The sequence below is a fragment of the Paucibacter sp. Y2R2-4 genome, assembly GCF_025717535.1.
Classification (GTDB): Bacteria; Pseudomonadota; Gammaproteobacteria; order Burkholderiales; family Burkholderiaceae_C; genus Paucibacter_A.
The window spans coordinates 1,052,672-1,070,866 of sequence record NZ_JAJIRO010000001.1 but is presented as its reverse complement, the minus strand read 5'-3'; the positions used below and the strand labels follow the sequence as shown (position 1 = coordinate 1,070,866).

Below are 18,195 nucleotides of genomic sequence, written 5' to 3'. Positions count from 1 at the left end.
GAGATATGAGCATTGCAGACATCAAGCAGAACGCCGAAACCAAGATGGCGAAATCGGTTGAGGCCCTGAAGAACGAATTGCACAAGATCCGCACCGGGCGCGCTCACCCGGGCATTCTTGATCAGGTCAGCGTTGACTATTACGGCTCGATGGTGCCGATCTCCCAGGTTGCCAACGTGACCTTGCTGGATGCCCGCACCATCAGCGTTCAGCCTTGGGAAAAAGGCATGGGCGCCAAGATTGAAAAGGCAATCCGCGAGTCGGATCTGGGCTTGAACCCGGCCTCGCAAGGCGAGTTGATCCGCGTGCCAATGCCGCCGCTGAATGAAGAGCGTCGCCGTGACCTGACCAAGGTGGTGCGCAATGCCGGTGAAGACGCCAAGGTTGCAGTGCGCAATCTGCGTCGCGAGGCGAATGAGCAAGCCAAGAAGCTGACCAAGGACAAGCTGATCAGCGAAGACGACGAGCGCCGCAGCCTCGACGAAGCGCAAAAGCTGACCGACCGCACCATCGCCGAGATCGATCGTTTGATCTCCGCCAAGGAAGCCGAAATTCTGGCTGTTTAAGCGCTGACGCCCTGAGCACGAGAGACAAGACGCAGTGAGCAATGACAACAAAATCGTGCCGCGCCATGTGGCCATCGTCATGGATGGCAATGGTCGGTGGGCCAAGAAACGCTTCTTGCCGCGCTTTTTCGGCCACAAGCAAGGCGTGGACACCTTGGTCAAGGTGGTGCAAGCCTGCATCGACCGCGATATCGAGCATCTGACGGTCTACGCCTTCTCTTCCGAGAACTGGAAACGTCCGAGCGATGAGGTCTCTGGCCTGATGGGTTTGGTCTTGGCCGCGGTCTCTCGCTACCTCGCGCGCATGGGCTCCATGGGCGTGCGCATCCGCATCATTGGCGACCGTGAGGCCGTCTCTGCCAAGCTGCGCAATGCTTGGAACGAAGCCGAGTCCGCCACCGCGCACAACAGCAAGCTGACCTTGTCGGTGGCCTTCAACTATGGCGGCCGCTGGGACATCGTGCAGGCCTGCAAGTCCGCCATGCAGGCGGGTGTGCAACCGCAAGATTTGACCGAGGCCAAGCTGTCCGAGTTCATGGCCATGAACTACGCGCCGGATCCGGATCTCTTCATCCGCACCGGCGGCGAGGTTCGCATCAGCAATTTCTTGCTCTGGCAGGTGGCTTACACCGAATTTGTGTTCTCCGATTGCCTCTGGCCTGACTTTGGCGAGGCGCAGTTGGATGCTGCCATCGAGGCCTTCCGTGAGCGAGATCGCCGATTTGGCGGTGTCAAAGAGGCGCCGGCTGCGGCCGAGGCCTGAGCGCGAAACATGCTGAAAACGCGCGTCATCACCGCAGTGCTGTTGCTCTTGGCTTTGTTGCCCACCTTGTTGGCGGGCACGGCTTTGCCATTTGCCTTGTTGACCTTGTTGATGATTGCTGCCGCAGGATGGGAGTGGTCGCGTCTGAACGGCGTAACGGGTCCATCGGCCCTGATCTTTGGGGCGCTCACCGGCAGTTTGGCTTGGGGCTTGCATCTGCTGGTGGGTTGGGAGGCAGCGCCGCCTTGGTGCTGGTTCATGGCTTCGCTGCTCTGGGTGCTGGGTGGAAGTTATGCCTTGCGCGGCGGACCTGAACAATGGCCGCATGCCACCAAGACGGCGCGCATGGTGCTGGGCATGGTCGCCTTGATCGCCGCTTGGTTGGCCATGGTGGAGGCCAAGAGTACCGGTATCAATTTTCTGCTGTCGATTTTTTGTCTGGTCTGGGTGGCTGACACCGCCGCCTATTTTGGTGGCCGCGCCTTCGGCCGTCGCAAATTGGCGCTGTCCATCAGCCCCGGCAAGAGCTGGGAGGGTGTTTGGTCGGGCATGCTGGGCGTGATTGGCCTGGCCTTCTTTTGGGCGAACTACATCGATGTCCATTTCGCCGTGGATTCGCCCAGCCTTTACCAAATCCTGCTGCAGCGGAACGCCCTGCCATGGGGCCTCTTGGCCCTGGTCTTTTTGGCCAGCATGAGCGTCGTTGGCGACTTGTTTGAATCCTTGATCAAGCGCGCCGCAGGCGCCAAGGACAGCAGTCAATTGCTGCCCGGCCACGGTGGCGTGTTGGACCGTGTGGATGCCTTGTTGCCGGTGTTTCCGCTGGCCATGGCCTTGAGTTCTCTGAGCCCTCTTCAATGACAAGTTACTCCCGTCCTCAGCGCATCACAGTGCTGGGTTCCACCGGCTCCATCGGCGTCAACACGCTGGATGTGCTGGCCCGCCACCCGGAGCGTTACGAAGTCTTCGCCCTCACGGCCATGAGCCGAGTGGACGCCTTGCTGGCGCAATGCCTGACATGGAAGCCGCGCTTTGCGGTGCTGCCGGATGCGGCGCTGGCTCAGCAACTGCGGGCTTTGTTGCGCGATCAGGGCAGCAAGACCGAAGTCTTGGACGGCATGGACAGCCTCTCGACCGTGTCGGCTCATGCGGACGTCGACATGGTGATGGCCGCCATCGTCGGCGCCGCCGGTTTGGCGCCTTGCCTTGCCGCTGCGCGCGCCGGTAAACGGCTGCTGCTGGCAAACAAAGAGGCCATCGTCGTCGGTGGTGCTTTGTTCATGCAGGCGGTGGAGCAGGGCGGTGCGACCTTGCTGCCCATCGACAGCGAACATTCGGCCATCTTTCAATGCCTGCCTGAAGATCGAAGTACCTGGGCGCAGCGCATCGATCACATTGTGTTGACGGCCTCCGGTGGTCCCTTCCGACAACGTGATCCCGCCACGCTGGCCGAGGTCACGCCGGAACAGGCTTGTGCCCATCCGAACTGGGTGATGGGCCGCAAGATTTCGGTGGATTCGGCCACCATGATGAACAAGGCCTTGGAAGTGATTGAGGCGCGCTGGTTGTTCAATCTGACGCCAGAGCAAATCAAGGTCATCATCCATCCGCAAAGCATCATTCATTCGATGGTGGTGTGTCGCGATAACTCGGTGCTGGCCCAGTTGGGCACGCCCGATATGCGGGTGCCGATTGCTTATGGCCTGTCGTTCCCGGAGCGCATCGAGGCAGGAGCGAGCCGACTCGATCTCTTGACCGGCCCGTCGCTTGCTTTTGAAGAAGCGGATGAGGCGCGATTCCCAGGCCTGTATCTGTCATGGCAGGCCTTGCGTGGGCCGGAGGGCGCCACGGCAGTCCTGAACGCGGCCAATGAAGAAGCCGTCGAGGCCTTCCTCGCGCGCCGCCTGCGCTTTGATCAGATTCACCGCGTCAACAGCCAGAGTCTGGCGGATCTGCAACCTGAGCGTGGCGAATGCAGCAGTGTTGAAGGTCTCTTGGGCCTCGATGCTCGTGCCCGTCGATATGCCCGTGATTTGATTGCCGGATTGGCTGCATGACAACCTTGCTGGCCTTCTTGCTGACCCTGGGCGTGCTGGTGGCTGTGCATGAGTACGGCCATTACCGAGTTGCTCGTGCTTGCGGCGTGAAAGTGCTGCGCTTCTCGGTCGGTTTTGGCAAAGTGATTTGGCGCCGCCAAAACGGGCCCGACGCCACCGAATTCACGCTCTGCGTCTTGCCTCTGGGTGGCTATGTGCGGATGCTGGACGAGCGCGAAGGGCCGGTTGCGCCTGAGTTGCGCGATCAAGCCTTCAACAATCGGCCGCTGCGCCAACGCGTCGCCGTGGTAGCCGCCGGGCCGCTGGCCAATCTTCTGCTCGCGGTGCTTTTGTTTGCTGCCGCGATGTGGGTGGGGACTCAGGAGCCGAAGGCCTTGCTGGGTACGCCCACGGCGCAGTCTCTCGCTGCCCGTGCCGGCTTGCAGGCTGGCGATTTGGTGCGAGCGACATCCTCTGATGGCCAGAGCTGGCGTGAGATCCAGTCCTATTCGGAACTGCTGTCGCGTGCGTCCGAGGCCATCGCGCAGGGTGAAGCGCTGCATCTGGATGTCGGGGCGCGCAATGGCCAAGGTCATCGCAGTCTGATGCTGGAAACCGATCGCATGGCGGCGCATGAGTTTGATGCGTCAACGGTGCGCAAGCTGGGCTTTTCACCCTTGGGCGAAGCCGTGCTGGGCAAGATCTCGCCCGGCGGCGCAGCCGATTTGGCCGGCTTGCAAGCCGGAGACCGCGTGCTGGCAGTGGACGGAATGGCCATCGCGGACGCTTCAGGTCTGCGTGAGTTGATTCGTCAGTCCTTGCGCGACGGGCAGGTTCATGCCTCGCTTTGGCGGATCGAGCGTGCCGGTCGTACGCTTGAAGTCGAGGTTACGCCCAAGCGGGTCGATGAGGGCGGCAAGCCGATTGGCCGCATCGAGGCCATGGTGGGCGGTGCGCCGGAAATGGTCAAGGTCAGCCGAGGCTTTTTTGAAGGTCTGCTGGGCGGGGCGCAGCGCACCTGGGATGTGTCCAGCATGACCTTGAAGGTCTTTGGCCGCATGCTGGTCGGCGAGGCTTCGCTGAAGAATTTGAGTGGCCCGCTGACCATTGCCGACTATGCCGGACAGTCGGCTCGCTCGGGCTTGGCGCAGTACCTGAGTTTTCTGGCCTTGGTCAGCGTCAGCCTTGGCGTGCTCAATCTGCTGCCGCTGCCGATGCTCGATGGCGGACACCTGATGTATTATCTTTTCGAGGGTTTGAGCGGCCGCCCCGTATCGGAGTGGTGGCAAACGCAGCTGCAGCGCGCAGGTGCGTTGATCCTGATGCTGATGATGGTCCTCGCCCTTTCCAACGACGTGGCCCGCTTGACGGGCCTGCATTGACTCTATCTGCATGTCCTCATCTCTAAGAATGGGCGCGCGTATGCGCCCCACAGCCCTGACCTTGGCCCTCGTGGCCGCCCTGCAGTCAGGCGCCGCCTGGGCGGTGGATCCCTTTGTGTTGAAAGACATTCGCGTTGAGGGCCTGAAGCGTACGGACCCCGGCACCGTCTTTGCTTCTCTGCCTTTCCGAATCGGCGACAGCTACAACGATGACAAGGGCGCGGCAGCGATTCGCGCGCTCTTCGCCACAGGTTTGTTCAAGGATGTGCGCATCAGCGTCGACGGCGGTGCCGTGGTCGTGATGATCGAAGAGCGCCCCATCATTGCCAACGTCAGCTTCGTTGGCTTGAAAGAGTTCGATACCGAGGCCCTGACCAAGTCCTTGAAGGACGTGGGCATTGGCGAGGGCAAGCCTTTTGACAAGGCCTTGGCCGATCGTGCTGAGCAAGAGTTGAAGCGCCAGTACCTGACTCGCAGCCTTTACGGTGCGGAAGTCACGACGACCATCACGCCACTGGAGCGCAATCGCGTCAACGTGAGCTTCACTGTGAGCGAAGGTGAGCCCGCCAAGATCGGTGAAATCCGCATCCAAGGCAGCTCGGTCTTTTCGGAGAGCACCTTGGTGGGCCTGCTCGAGCAGACCAGCAGCGGCTGGCTGACTTGGTACACCAAGACCGACCGCTATTCGCGCGCCAAGCTGAATGCCGATTTGGAGACGCTGCGTTCGTATTATTTGAATCGCGGCTATCTGGAGTTTGCCGTCACCTCGACGCAGGTGACGATCTCGCCAGACAAGCAAAGCATCAATATCGCCATCACCGTCAGTGAAGGCCAGCAATACACCGTGACCGGCGTCAAGCTGGAAGGCGAGTTCCTCGGTCGCGAAGAGGACTTCAAACGCTTGATCGTCCTCAAGCCCGGCCAGCCCTACCAGGGCGAGGCTGTGGCCCAGACCACCCGTGCTTTCTCTGACCTCTACGGTACCTTTGGCTACGCCTTTGCCCGCGTGGACTCGCGTCCGGAGATCGACCGTGCAACCGGCCAAGTGGTGGTCACCTTCACGGGTGAACCGCAGCGTCGGGTGTATGTGCGCAAGGTCATCGTTTCTGGCAACACACGCACCCGCGATGAAGTGATTCGCCGCGAGTTCCGTCAGTTCGAGTCGGCTTGGTATGACGGGCAGAAGATCAAGGCTTCGCGTGACCGCGTTGAGCGTCTGGGTTACTTCAAGGAAGTCACCATCGACACCAGCGAGGTGCCGGGCGCGCAAGACCAGGTCGATGTGGTGCTGAATGTGGTGGAGCGCCCGACCGGCAACATCCAGGTCGGCGCGGGTTACTCCAGCCAGCAAAAGCTGTCCTTCACCGGTGCCATCAAGCAAGACAACGTCTTCGGCTCGGGCAACTACTTGGGCGTGGAAGTCTCGACGGCCTCGACAGGGCGGACCTTGGTGGTCAGCACCGTGGACCCGTACTTCACCGTGGACGGCGTGTCCCGCGCGCTGGACCTGTTCTATCGCACTCAAAAGCCGTACAACAATTTGGGCGAGCAATTCGAATTGGTGACGCAGGGCGGTTCGATTCGCTTTGGCGTACCTTTCTCGGAGCTTGACACCGTGTTCTTCGGCCTCGGTTACGAGCGCACGAAGATGACCACCTCGGCCGGCCTGCCCAATAGTTATCTGCTGTACGGCCGATTGTTCGGTCAAGACAGTGTGTCCTACCCCTTCACCATTGGCTGGCAACGAGACAACCGCGACAGCATCATTTCCCCGACTGCCGGCAAGTACCAGCGGGTCAATATGGAATTGAGCGCTTTGGGTGATGCGCGCTATTCACGACTGAACATGCAATACCAGCAGTTCATTCCGATCACCAACAAGATCACCGTGGGTGTGAACGGTGAATTGGGCTGGGGTGTGGGCATGGGCAGCAAGCCTTATCCCATCTTCAAGAACTTCTATGCCGGCGGCTTGGGTTCGGTGCGGGTGTTTGAGGCCGGCTCGCTGGGTCCGGTGGACGTGACCGGCACGCGCATTGGTGGCAATCGCCGCGTCAACCTGAACGCTGAGTTGTACCTGCCGGTGCCAGGCAGCGGCAATGACAAGACCTTCCGGATTTACACTTTCATTGATGCGGGCAATGTGTGGGGCCCGAATGAAAAGCTCGACTTCGACACGGTGCGCTCCTCGGTGGGTATCGGTCTGAGTTGGATCTCGCCGATGGGCCCACTTCGCCTGAGTTATGGCAAGCCCTTGCGCAAGAAACCCACAGATAGAATAGAACCATTCCAATTCCAGATCGGGAACGCATTCTGATGAAGAGCAAGCTGTTGAATTTGGTGGCATTGGCCGCCCTCATGTCTGTGTCGGCACTGGGCGTGCAGGCACAGGAGATCAAGATCGGCTATGTCAACAGCGAGCGGGTGCTGCGTGAGGCCAATTTGGCCAAGACGGCTCAGCTGAAGTTGGAAGCTGAGTTTGGCAAGCGCGAAAAAGACCTGAAGGATCAGGAAAACAAGCTCCGCGTCTCGGCTGAGAAGCTGGAGAAAGATGCCCCAACGCTGGCTGAAGCCGAGCGCAACCGTCGTCAGCGTGACCTGGTTGAAGTGGACCGTGATTTGCAGCGCAAGCGCCGCGAATGGCAAGAAGACCTGAACCAGCGCAAGAACGAAGAGTTGGGCGCTGTGGTTGAGCGTGCCAATCGCGTCATCAAGCAAATCTTTGAGTCCGAAAAGTACGATCTGATCGTGCAGGACGCGCTGAACGTCAGCGCTCGCGTGGACATCACCAAGAAAGTGATCGACACGCTGAACGCCCAGAAGTGATCGGTGGCCGCCGTCACACTGGCTGAAGTTATCGCCGCCTTGGGCGGCGATCTTCATGGGGCCTCCGAATCCGCAGGACAAGTCCTGATTGAGCGGGTGGGGCCGCTAGAAGGGGCCACGTCGACGACCTTGAGCTTCTTGGCCAACCCGCGTTATCAGTCACAGTTGGCGACGTCAGCTGCAGCCTGCGTGATCGTGGCGCCCGCCTTTGCGGAAGTGGCGGCCCAACGCGGCCCGGCCATCGTGACCGCGGACCCCTATTTGTACTTTGCGCGCCTGACGCAGTGGTGGGCCGCCAGGGTTCGGCCGCCAAGTCCAGCGCGTATACACCCCAGCGCGGTGATCGATCCCAGCGCTCGTTTGGGCCAGGGTGTGGATATTGGCCCGCTGGCGGTGATCGAAGCCGAGGCTCGCATTGGCGATGGCGCCCGCATCGGCGCCCATTGCGTGATCGGGCGTGGCGCCGTGGTCGGTGCATCCACGCGATTGGCGGCGAGCGTGACGGTGGGTTTTGATTGCCAGATCGGTGAGCGCTGCATCATTCACAGCGGTGTGGTCATCGGCGCCGACGGCTTTGGTTTTGCGCCAACGGGTGCTGCCGGCGGTGGCCGCTGGGAAAAGATCGAGCAGCTCGGCACAGTGCGCATCGGGAATGAGGTTGAAATCGGTGCCAATAGTTGCGTAGACCGTGGCGCCTTGGACGACACGGTTTTGGAAGATGGCGTCAAGATCGACAATCTGGTGCAGATCGCCCATAACGTACAAATTGGCCGCCATACGGCGATTGCGGGTTGCACCGCGATTGCAGGCAGTACGCGGATCGGTGCGCATTGCACGATCGCCGGTGCTGCCAATATCGTGGGGCATTTGACGATTGCTGACCATGTCAATGTGTCGGCCGCAACCCTGATCAGCCGCAGCATTCACAAGCCTGGCCTCTACAGCGGCGTGTTTCCCTTCGACGACAATGCGAGTTGGGAAAAGAACGCCGCTACTTTGCGAAATCTGCATGCCTTGCGCCAGCGTGTGCAGGGCCTTGAAAAAGCGCTTGAACAGGCGCAAGAAAAGAAAAATTCATCATGATGGACATTCACCAAATTCTCAAGAAACTGCCACACCGCTACCCCATCTTGCTGGTGGACCGTGTGCTTGAGATCGAAAAAGGCAAGCGTATCCTGGCGCTGAAGAATGTCAGCATCAATGAGCCCTTCTTCTTGGGGCACTTTCCGCATCGCCCGGTGATGCCTGGCGTGTTGATGCTGGAAGCGATGGCTCAGGCCGCCACTTTGTTGGCGCTGGAGAGTTCGGACATCGTCTTGGACGACAGCACTGTGGTCTATTTCGCCGGCATTGATAACGCGCGTTTCAAGCGTCCGGTCGAGCCTGGCGATCAGATTTTGTTGGACGTGACCTTGGACCGTGCCAAGGCCGGCATCTTCAAGTTCTCTGGCAAGGTGATGGTCGGTGATCAACTGGCAGCCGAAGCACAACTGCTTTGCACCATGCGCCGCATCGACGGCTGATCCTTCGACTCCTAGGCCTACAGCATGACGATGATTCACCCCAGCGCGATCGTTGACCCGGCGGCCGAGCTAGACAGCTCGGTCAGCGTGGGTGCTTTCAGCCTGATTGGGCCGCATGTGCGTATTGGCGCTGGCACCCGCATTGGCTCGCATTGCGTGATCGAGGGGCACACCACCATTGGGCGGGACAACAAGATCTTCCAGTTCAACTCGATCGGGGCCGCGCCGCAGGACATGAAGTACGCCGGTGAGCCGACACGTCTGGTGATCGGCGACCGCAACACCATTCGCGAATACTGCACCTTCAATACCGGCACGGTGCAAGACAAGGGCGTGACTGAGCTGGGCGATGACAACTGGATCATGGCCTATGTGCATCTGGCTCATGATGTGCTGCTCGGCAATCACAATGTGCTGGCCAATGGCGTGACCTTGGCCGGCCATGTGGAAATTGGCGATTGGGTGACTGTCGGCGGTTTGACCGGCATGCTGCAACGCATGCGTGTCGGTTCCCACGCCATGATTGGCTTCCAGGCCCATGTCGCCCAAGATGTGCCGCCCTATATGACCGTGGATGGCAACCCGCTGACGGCGCGTGCCGTCAATCAGGTGGGCTTGCGTCGGCGCGGTTTTTCGGCCGAGCGAATCGGCGTGATCAAGCAGATGCACAAGCTGCTGTATCGCTCGTCCTTGACCTTGCAGCAGGCGCAAGAGTCCATGGCTGAGTTGCGCGCTGGGAATGCCGAGCCCGAGGCGGATGCCGACATTGATTTGATGTTGGCCTTCCTGGCTGCCGCCTCGCGCGGCATTGTGCGCTGACTTGAACGCTGCAGTGATGAGCATGACCGCGCCGCGCTTTGGCATGGTGGCCGGCGAGGCCTCCGGTGATCTGTTGGCCAGCCTCTTGCTGGGCGGCATGCAGTCGCGTTGGCCGGAGTTGAGCGCGCAGGGGATAGGCGGCCCCAAGATGATGAGCCAGGGTTTTGAGCCTTGGTGGCCGAGCGAGAAGTTGTCGGTGTTTGGCTATGTCGATGCCTTGCTGAACATCCGCGAACTGCTCTCGATCCGCAAGCAATTGGGTGACCGTTTGCTGCGCGACAAGCCCGACGCTTTCATCGGCATTGACGCCCCCGATTTCAATTTTGGCCTTGAGCAGCGCCTGCGCGAAGGCGGCATCAAGACGGTGCATTTTGTCTGCCCCTCGATCTGGGCCTGGCGGGCTGAGCGCGTTGAGAAAATCAAGCGCTCGGCCGATCATGTGCTGTGCCTGTTTCCTTTTGAGCCCGAACTCTTGAAGGCGCATGGCATTGGGGCCAGCTATTGCGGACACCCCTTGGCCGATGCGATTCCGCTGACGCCGCCCAAGACCGAGGCGCGCCTTGCTTTGGGCTTGAGCGAATCCGATACCGTGATCGCCTTGTTGCCGGGCAGCCGCCGTAGCGAGATCGCTTATATCGCCGAGCCCTTGCTGAAGGCCGCGGTGCTGATGAGCAAGGCGCGGACTGATCTACGCTTCGTGATGCCGGTGTCCCCGGGCTTGCGCAGCTTGATCGATCCTCTCGTGCGCCAGCATGCGCCTGCGCTGAATTTGCATTTGCTGGACGGGCGCTCCCACGAGGCGCTGGCCGCCTGTGACCTCACCTTGGTGGCCAGTGGCACCGCCACCTTGGAGGCTGCCCTGTTCAAGCGCCCGATGGTGATTGCCTATCGTATGCATGCGCTCAACTGGTGGCGCATGAAGGGCCGCAACTACCAGCCTTGGGTCGGTTTGCCCAATGTCTTGGCGCGCGAGTTTGTGGTGCCTGAATTGATCCAAGAGGCCTGCACGCCCGAGGCGCTGGCACGCGAAGGCTTGGCCTGGTTGGATGATGGCGCACGCTATGCGCGCGCGCAGCAGGTCTTCGAGCAACAGCACCATCTGCTGCGTTGTGACACCGCCCAGAAAGCTACCGATGCGATCGCGCAAGTCATTGGCAGCGCCTGAGCAACTCGGCCTGGCCTGGAATGTCAGCGGGCTGATGGCGGGCGTCGATGAAGCCGGGCGTGGGCCCTTGGCGGGGCCGGTGGTGGCCGCTGCGGTGATTCTGGATGACGTCAACCCGATCGCGGGCTTGGCCGACTCCAAGGTGTTGACCGAGAAGAAGCGCGAGCGGCTCTTCGACGAAATCCGCGCCAAGGCTTTGTGCTGCTGTATCGCCGAGGCCAGCGTCGAAGAGATCGATGCCTTGAACATTTTGCAGGCTACCCTGCTGGCCATGCGGCGTGCGGTGGAAGGTTTGCGCTTGAAGCCGAATCTGGTGTTGGTGGATGGCAATCGCTTGCCCGTTTTGAAGATTCCGGCTGAAGCGATCGTCAAGGGCGATGCCAAGGTGCAGGCGATCTCGGCGGCCTCCATCTTGGCCAAGGTGACGCGCGATCGGCAATGCCTGGCCATGCATGAGGCCCACCCTGAATATGGATTCGCCGGCCACAAGGGCTACCCGACGGCCGAGCATCTGGCCGCCTTGCGTCAGCATGGTGTGACAGCTTGGCACCGCCGTACCTTTGGCCCGGTGCGTGAGATTTTGTTGGAGAAACTATGAGCCAGGTCATGCACATCACCTCGCGTGACAACCCGGCCTTGCAGCGGCTGCGCAAGCTGAGCCAGGACGGCGGCGCCTATCGCAAGCTGGGCTCGATCTGGCTAGAAGGCGATCACCTGGTGCGCGCTTGTCTGCAGCGTGGCTACCCGGTTACCTTGGCGGTGCTGACCGAAGCGGCCGCTGCCGACCCAGCGCTGCGAGCGCTGGCCGATGCGGCGCCGCGCCAGTTGGTGGTGCCGACGGACTTGTTCAAGAGCATCAGCGGCCTGGAGTCGCCGGCGCAGATCGGCTTCGAGGTGCCGCATGACGCCGAGCAGCAGCTCAGCCCCATGGTGGACTCGGTGGTGCTCGATCGCCTGCAGGACGCCGGCAATGTGGGCACCATTTTGCGCAGCGCGGCGGCCATGGGTTTTCGTCAGGTCTTGGCCTTGAAGGGCACGGCGGCGCTGTGGTCGCCCAAGGTCTTGCGGGCCGGCATGGGCGCGCATTTCGGCCTGCGTTTGATCGAAGGCCTGGCCCCGGCCGATCTGGCCGCCTTGCAGGTGCCGATGGTGGCCACCAGCTCCTACGCCGAGTCGCAGCTGCACCAAATCCGCCTGCCCAGCCCCTGTGCTTGGGTGATGGGTCACGAGGGGCAGGGCGTGCAAGCCGACCTGATGCAGCGCTGTGCCTTGACGGTGGGCATTCCTCAGCCGGGCGGTGAGGAGTCGCTCAATGTGGGCAGCGCTGCGGCGATTTGCCTGTATGAGTCGGCGCGGCAGCGTCTGCTGCCCTGAACGATCAGTAGATCAAGCGATCAGGCCGCAAGTCGCGCAGGATGGTGGTGGCGATCTCTTCGATCGATTTGTGCGTTGACGACAGCCAAGAAATGCCGTCGCGCTTCATCATCGTTTCGGCCTCGTTGACCTCGTAGCGGCAATTCATCAGGTCGGCGTACTTGCTGCCGGGGCGGCGCTCATTGCGGATCTGGCTGAGGCGTTCCGGGTCAATGGTCAGGCCGAAGCACTTGCGCTTGTGCGGCGCCAGCGTGTCGGGCAGACGACCGCGTTCAAAGTCTTCCGGGATCAGCGGATAGTTGGCCGCCTTGATGCCATGCTGCAAGGCCAGATACAGCGAGGTGGGCGTCTTGCCACTGCGCGACACGCCAACCAAGATCACATCAGCCACATCAAGATTTTTGGCCGATTGGCCGTCGTCATGAGCGAGCGAGAAGTTGATCGCCTCAATGCGGTCGTGATACTCCTGGCTGCGCGCCACATCAGAAAAACGCCCGACTCGGTGGTTGGACTTGACCTCGAACTCTTCTTCCAGCGGCTCAATAAAGGTGCCGAACATATCGAGCACCCGCGCTTGGCAATGGTCGCGCACGATCTTCAGCACCTCTCGGTCCACCAAGGTGGCGAAGACGATGGCGCGCTTGCCTTCGCGCTCGCCGGTCTCGTTGATTTCACGCACCACGGCATAAGCCTTTTCGGGGGTGTCAACAAAAGGGCGGCGCACATGGCGCGGTTTGTTGGGGAATTGGGCCAGTATCGAGTTACCGAAGGTTTCAGCAGTGATCCCGGTGCCGTCCGAGACAAAGTACACGGTGCGATGGGGCATGGTTGAGTCGCTCTAGAGTGTTTGTTCATCATACGGCGATGTAACCCGTAGAATCCTTGGCAATCAACCGCCAGCCGTCATGCGCAGTTTTCAAACACTCAAGCCCGGGCTAGAACAAGAATGCAGAATTCTTGGGCTGAGTGACTGTGTGGACGACAGGGGCAGCGCTCGAGCCGAGACTCCAGACGCCGCGGCGGGACTCAGGAATTTTCAACATCACGGAGTATTCCCATGTCCACACGCTATGAGCCGACCGCCCTGGTCGTTCCCTTTGAGAATCTGAGGATGACCGACGTCGAGGTGGTTGGCGGTAAGAACGCCAGCCTCGGCGAAATGATCTCAGAGCTTTCAAGTTCTGGCGTTCGCGTGCCGGGTGGTTTTGCCACCACAGCGCATGCTTTCCGCGAGTTCCTCAAGCACGAAGGTCTGGACAAGCGTATCGAAGCGCGTCTGGCGACCCTGAATACCGACGATGTGCGCGCCCTGGCCGAGGCCGGTGCCGAAATCCGCGGCTGGTTGGAGGCGCAGCCTTTCCCGGCCGATTTGGAAGCGCAGATTCGCAGCTCGTTTGCGCAACTGACTGCCGACAACCCCGGTGTGTCCTTTGCCGTGCGCTCCTCGGCTACCGCCGAAGACTTGCCCGACGCGTCCTTCGCAGGCCAGCAAGAGACCTTCTTGAATGTGATCGGCATTGAAGAAGTGCTGCACAAGATGAAGGAAGTGTTCGCCTCCCTCTACAACGACCGCGCCATCAGCTACCGCGTGCACAAGGGCTTTGCCCACGCCGATGTGGCCCTGAGCGCCGGCGTGCAGCGCATGGTGCGCTCCGACCTCGGCTCTGCCGGTGTGATGTTCACCATTGACACCGAGTCCGGCTTCAAGGACGTGGTCTTCATCACCTCCAGCTACGGCTTGGGTGAAACCGTGGTGCAAGGCGCCGTCAACCCCGACGAGTTCTATGTGCACAAGCCGGCACTGGAAAAGGGTCGCCTGCCCATCATCCGCCGTAACTTGGGTTCCAAGCTGATTCGCATGGAGTTCGCCACGCCGGAAGAAAAGGCCGCCTCGGGCCGCTTGGTCAAGACGGTGGACACCGCACCGGAAGCGCGCAACCGCTATTCCTTGGCGGATGCCGAAGTCATCGAGTTGGCGCGTTATGCCTTGATCATCGAGAAGCACTATGGTCGCGCCATGGACATTGAGTGGGGTCGTGACGGTGTCGATGGTCAGCTCTACATCTTGCAAGCTCGCCCTGAAACGGTGAAGAGCCAGGCCGAAGGCCAGGTCGAACACAGCTACAAGCTCAAGGGTCACAGCGCCGTGCTGGCCGAAGGTCGCGCCATTGGTCAAAAGATTGGTACCGGCCCGGTGCGCCTGGTCTCGCACATCAGCGAGATGGATCGCGTCCAGCCCGGCGATGTCTTGGTGACCGACATGACCGACCCGAACTGGGAGCCGGTGATGAAGCGCGCTTCGGCCATCGTCACCAACCGCGGCGGCCGCACCTGCCACGCGGCCATCATTGCGCGCGAGTTGGGCATTCCGGCGGTGGTCGGTTGTGGCGATGCGACCGAGAAGCTGAAAGACGGCCAGTTGGTCACCGTGGTTTGTTCGGAAGGCGATACCGGCTTCATTTATGACGGCCTGCTCGAGACCGAGATCAGTGAAGTGCATCGCGGCGAGCTGCCTTACTGCCCGATCAAGATCATGATGAACGTCGGCAACCCACAGCTGGCCTTCAACTTCGCGCAAATGCCCGGCGCAGGCGTCGGCTTGGCTCGCCTTGAGTTCATCATCAACAACAATATCGGCGTTCACCCCAAGGCCATCCTCGACTATCCGAACATCGATGCGGATTTGAAGAAGGCGGTCGAGTCGGTGGCACGCGGCCATGCCTCACCACGTGCTTTCTATGTGGACAAGCTGGTTGAAGGCGTGGCGACGATTGCCGCGGCTTTCTTCCCGCGCCCGGTGATCGTGCGCCTGTCGGACTTCAAGAGCAATGAGTACCGCAAGCTGATTGGCGGCTCGCGCTACGAGCCCGATGAAGAGAACCCGATGCTGGGATTCCGTGGCGCTTCGCGCTATATCAGTGGCGAGTTCTCGGATGCCTTCGCGATGGAGTGCGAGGCTCTGAAGCGCGTGCGCAACGATATGGGCCTGACCAATGTCGAAATCATGGTGCCTTTCGTGCGTACCGTGCGCCAAGCCGAGCGCGTGGTGGCCATGCTGGCGGAGCGCGGCTTGAAGCGCGCAGCCACCGGCGGCCAAGATGGTTTGCGCGTCATCATGATGTGTGAAGTGCCCAGCAACGCGATCTTGGCGGATCAGTTCTTGGAACATTTCGATGGCATGTCGATCGGCTCCAATGACTTGACTCAGCTGACCTTGGGTCTGGATCGTGATTCGGGTCTGGAGCAGTTGGCGGGCGACTTTGACGAGCGCGACCCGGCCGTCAAGGCCCTGATCTCGCGCGCTATCGCGGCTTGCCGCGCTACCGGCAAATACATCGGCATTTGCGGCCAAGGCCCAAGCGATCACCCGGATTTCGCCGAGTGGCTGGCGGGTGAGGGCATTGTGTCCATCTCCTTGAACCCGGACTCGGTCATTGAGACTTGGCAGCGTTTGGCCAAGCGTTGATCTAGGCAAGAAAAGGCGTCTCTCTGCGCTGGTTTCAAAGACGGCCCGCGAGGGCCGTTTTTTATTGGCCTTGCCAGATGCGGGTTCCTTGCTATCGACAGGCAGTGAGGGGCCTCGCATCATGCCTGGTAGACCTTTGTCGATCGATATGACCCCGCTACCGCAAGCTTCCAGCAGCGTTCGCTCAGACGACTCGCTGAATCGCCGCCTCAAACGTATTTATGCCTGGTACACCCTGGGCTTCGTGCTGTTTGTGTTGCTGCTCGCAGTGTTGGAGCATTGGGGCTTGGCCAAGACTTGGATTGGCTTTTCATTCATGGCGGCGACGGTCAGCATTTATGCGGCCATCGGCCTTTTGTGCCGCACCACCGATGCGGACGAGTATTACGTGGCAGGGCGTCGCGTACCCGCCATGTTCAACGGCATGGCGGCCGGCGCGGACTGGATGAGCGCCGCCTCCTTTCTTGGCCTGGCCGGCACCTTGTATTTCAGCGGCTATGGCGGACTGGCCTTTGTCCTGGGTTGGACGGGCGGCTTTGTTTTGGTGGCCTTGTGTCTGGCGCCCTATCTGCGCAAATCGGGACAGTTCACCATTCCAGATTTTTTGGGCGCGCGCTATGGCGGTGTGGCGCCGCGCTTGATTGGCGCCATGGCGGCCATTCTGGTGTCTTTCATTTATGTGGTGGCGCAGATCTATGGCGTTGGCCTGATCACCTCACGACTGACTGGGCTGGGCTTTGAGGTGGGTGTGTTTGTCGGCTTGGGCGGCGTTCTGGTCTGCTCTTTTTTGGGCGGCATGCGAGCCGTGACCTGGACGCAGGTTGCGCAGTACATCGTTTTGGTGATCGCCTACTTGGTGCCGGTGGTCTGGCTCTGCGTCAAGCAGACCGGCATGCCATTGCCGCAACTGGTCTATGGCCAACAGTTGGCCAAGTTGAGTGTGCGTGAGCAGCAGCTGATCGAAGACCCTTTGGAGCTGCAAGTCCGAGAGGTGTTTCAGCAGCGTGCCGCGGTGTTTGAGGCCAAGCTGCGTGATGTGCCGCTGTCGCTGGCGCAGGACCGCAGCCAGGCAGCGCGACAGGTGGCCGAGTTGAAGGCGGACGATGCGCCCTTGGCCGAGATTCAGGCTGCCGAAAAGCGTCAGTCCAGTCTGCCGCGTACGCCCGTGGAGGCGCAAGACCAATGGCACAAAGCTCAAATGGCGAATGAGGCTCGCGCCCTACCGTTGGGCGGGATGCCGCCGCATGCCCAACAGTTCAGCGGTGACCCACAGGGCACACCGGCCGAGCGGCAGCAGTTTGATGAATCGCGGCGCAATTTTCTGGCCTTGGTCTTCTGCCTGATGGTGGGTACCGCTGGGTTGCCGCATTTGCTGACGCGCTACTACACCACGCCCTCGGTCGGCGAGGCGCGAAGTTCGGTGGCGTGGTCGCTTTTCTTCATTGCCTTGTTGTACTTCACGGCGCCCGCGCTGGCGGTGATGGTCAAGTTCGAGGTTTTTACCCAGTTGGTGGGCACGCCGATCGATCAGTTGCCGACCTGGATTTCTCAATGGGCGAGGTTGGATCCGGGGCTCTTGTCGGTCAGTGACGTCAATGGCGATGGCGTCTTGCAACTGGGTGAGCTTCGAATCAGCAGCGACATCATCATGCTGATCACGCCCGAGTTGGCGGGCTTGCCCTTTGTGGTGTCGGGCATGGTGGCGGCCGGGGGCTTGGCGGCGGCTTTGTCGACGGCCGATGGCTTGCTTTTGACCATCTCGGCGGCGCTCTCTCACGATGTGTATTACAGGGTCTTAAGCCCGCAGTCCTCGATGACGCGCCGTGTCACCTTGTCAAAGGCTTTGCTGCTGGCCACCGCGCTTGCCGCTGCGGCGGTGGCGGCCTATCGGCCTGCCGACATCCTGTATTTGGTGGCATCTGCATTCTCGGTTGCCGGCGCTGCCTTCTTCCCGGCCTTGGTGCTGGGCATTTTTTGGCGCCGCGCCAATGCCTGGGGCGCCATGGCGGGCATGCTGACGGGCCTGGCTGTGAGCATCTACTATTTGGTGACGGCCAATCCGTCTTTGCGCGCAGCGTTTGGCATTCCCGGTGAGCCGCAGCTCTGGTGGGGTATTCAATCCATCTCCGCCGGCCTGTTCGGCATTCCGGCAGGCTTTTTGGCTCTGGTCTTGGTCAGCCTTTTGACGCCGGCCCCGACTTCGGCTGAATCCAGGCTGCTGAGCGATTTGCGTCGGCCGCCGGTTTTGTAGAGATCAAGACCCGGCAGTCTCGGG

General features: G+C 60.9%; 16 protein-coding genes. 15 read left to right on the top strand and 1 reads right to left on the bottom strand.

Annotation, left to right across the window (positions count from 1 at the left end):
- Positions 1-5 precede the first annotated feature (5 nt).
- From frr to LNV06_RS04595, 13 genes are read left to right on the top strand one after another with little or no spacing between them, the layout of a single operon-like run.
- The gene (gene frr, locus LNV06_RS04655) at positions 6-566 is read left to right on the top strand and encodes a ribosome recycling factor (RefSeq protein ID WP_263537053.1); all 561 of its coding nucleotides are present in this window, start codon (positions 6-8) and stop codon (positions 564-566) included.
- A gap of 34 nt (positions 567-600) precedes the next feature.
- Positions 601-1,329, top strand: coding sequence for a polyprenyl diphosphate synthase (gene uppS / locus LNV06_RS04650; RefSeq protein ID WP_263537052.1), 729 nt, complete (start codon positions 601-603; stop codon positions 1,327-1,329).
- 9 nt (positions 1,330-1,338) lie between these two features.
- Complete coding sequence (locus tag LNV06_RS04645; protein ID WP_263537051.1) at positions 1,339-2,190, top strand: phosphatidate cytidylyltransferase; 852 nt, start codon at positions 1,339-1,341, stop codon at positions 2,188-2,190.
- Positions 2,187-3,386, top strand: a complete 1,200-nt coding sequence (ispC, locus tag LNV06_RS04640) for a 1-deoxy-D-xylulose-5-phosphate reductoisomerase (RefSeq protein ID WP_263537050.1) — start codon at positions 2,187-2,189, stop codon at positions 3,384-3,386. The genes LNV06_RS04645 and ispC overlap by 4 nt, the downstream gene beginning before the upstream one ends.
- Entirely contained in the window at positions 3,383-4,747 is a 1,365-nt protein-coding gene (gene rseP, locus LNV06_RS04635; RefSeq protein ID WP_263537049.1) for an RIP metalloprotease RseP, read from the top strand. The genes ispC and rseP overlap by 4 nt, the downstream gene beginning before the upstream one ends.
- 40 nt (positions 4,748-4,787) lie before the next feature.
- The gene (gene bamA / locus LNV06_RS04630; RefSeq protein ID WP_263537048.1) at positions 4,788-7,064 is read left to right on the top strand and encodes an outer membrane protein assembly factor BamA; all 2,277 of its coding nucleotides are present in this window, start codon (positions 4,788-4,790) and stop codon (positions 7,062-7,064) included.
- Entirely contained in the window at positions 7,064-7,573 is a 510-nt protein-coding gene (locus LNV06_RS04625) for an OmpH/Skp family outer membrane protein (RefSeq protein ID WP_263537047.1), read from the top strand. The genes bamA and LNV06_RS04625 overlap by 1 nt, the downstream gene beginning before the upstream one ends.
- Before the next feature lie 3 nt (positions 7,574-7,576).
- Positions 7,577-8,656, top strand: a complete 1,080-nt coding sequence (lpxD, locus tag LNV06_RS04620; RefSeq protein ID WP_263537046.1) for a UDP-3-O-(3-hydroxymyristoyl)glucosamine N-acyltransferase — start codon at positions 7,577-7,579, stop codon at positions 8,654-8,656.
- Positions 8,653-9,096 (top strand): 3-hydroxyacyl-ACP dehydratase FabZ, encoded by a 444-nt coding sequence (fabZ, locus tag LNV06_RS04615; RefSeq protein WP_263537045.1) that lies wholly within the window; start codon positions 8,653-8,655, stop codon positions 9,094-9,096. Before lpxD ends, fabZ begins: the two co-directional genes overlap by 4 nt.
- A 24-nt stretch (positions 9,097-9,120) precedes the next feature.
- Positions 9,121-9,915 (top strand): acyl-ACP--UDP-N-acetylglucosamine O-acyltransferase, encoded by a 795-nt coding sequence (gene lpxA / locus LNV06_RS04610; RefSeq protein ID WP_263537044.1) that lies wholly within the window; start codon positions 9,121-9,123, stop codon positions 9,913-9,915.
- Positions 9,916-9,931: 16 nt separating this feature from the next.
- The gene (lpxB, locus tag LNV06_RS04605; protein WP_263537043.1) at positions 9,932-11,080 is read left to right on the top strand and encodes a lipid-A-disaccharide synthase; all 1,149 of its coding nucleotides are present in this window, start codon (positions 9,932-9,934) and stop codon (positions 11,078-11,080) included.
- Positions 11,049-11,678, top strand: coding sequence for a ribonuclease HII (gene rnhB / locus LNV06_RS04600; RefSeq protein WP_263537042.1), 630 nt, complete (start codon positions 11,049-11,051; stop codon positions 11,676-11,678). The genes lpxB and rnhB overlap by 32 nt, the downstream gene beginning before the upstream one ends.
- The gene (locus tag LNV06_RS04595; RefSeq protein WP_263537041.1) at positions 11,675-12,454 is read left to right on the top strand and encodes a TrmH family RNA methyltransferase; all 780 of its coding nucleotides are present in this window, start codon (positions 11,675-11,677) and stop codon (positions 12,452-12,454) included. Before rnhB ends, LNV06_RS04595 begins: the two co-directional genes overlap by 4 nt.
- Before the next feature lie 4 nt (positions 12,455-12,458).
- Here the strand turns inward: LNV06_RS04595 and ppsR are convergent, their stop codons facing one another.
- Positions 12,459-13,280 carry a posphoenolpyruvate synthetase regulatory kinase/phosphorylase PpsR gene (ppsR, locus tag LNV06_RS04590; RefSeq protein ID WP_263537040.1) on the bottom strand — a complete coding sequence of 274 codons (822 nt, stop codon included), beginning with the start codon at positions 13,278-13,280 and terminating at the stop codon, positions 12,459-12,461.
- A gap of 231 nt (positions 13,281-13,511) precedes the next feature.
- Between ppsR and ppsA the strand changes: the two genes are divergently transcribed.
- On the top strand, positions 13,512-15,920 hold the full coding sequence (gene ppsA, locus LNV06_RS04585; RefSeq protein ID WP_263537039.1) for a phosphoenolpyruvate synthase: 2,409 nt from the start codon (positions 13,512-13,514) through the stop codon (positions 15,918-15,920).
- Positions 15,921-16,068: 148 nt separating this feature from the next.
- Positions 16,069-18,171 (top strand): sodium:solute symporter family protein, encoded by a 2,103-nt coding sequence (locus tag LNV06_RS04580; protein WP_263537514.1) that lies wholly within the window; start codon positions 16,069-16,071, stop codon positions 18,169-18,171.
- The last annotated feature ends 24 nt before the right edge of the window (positions 18,172-18,195 follow it).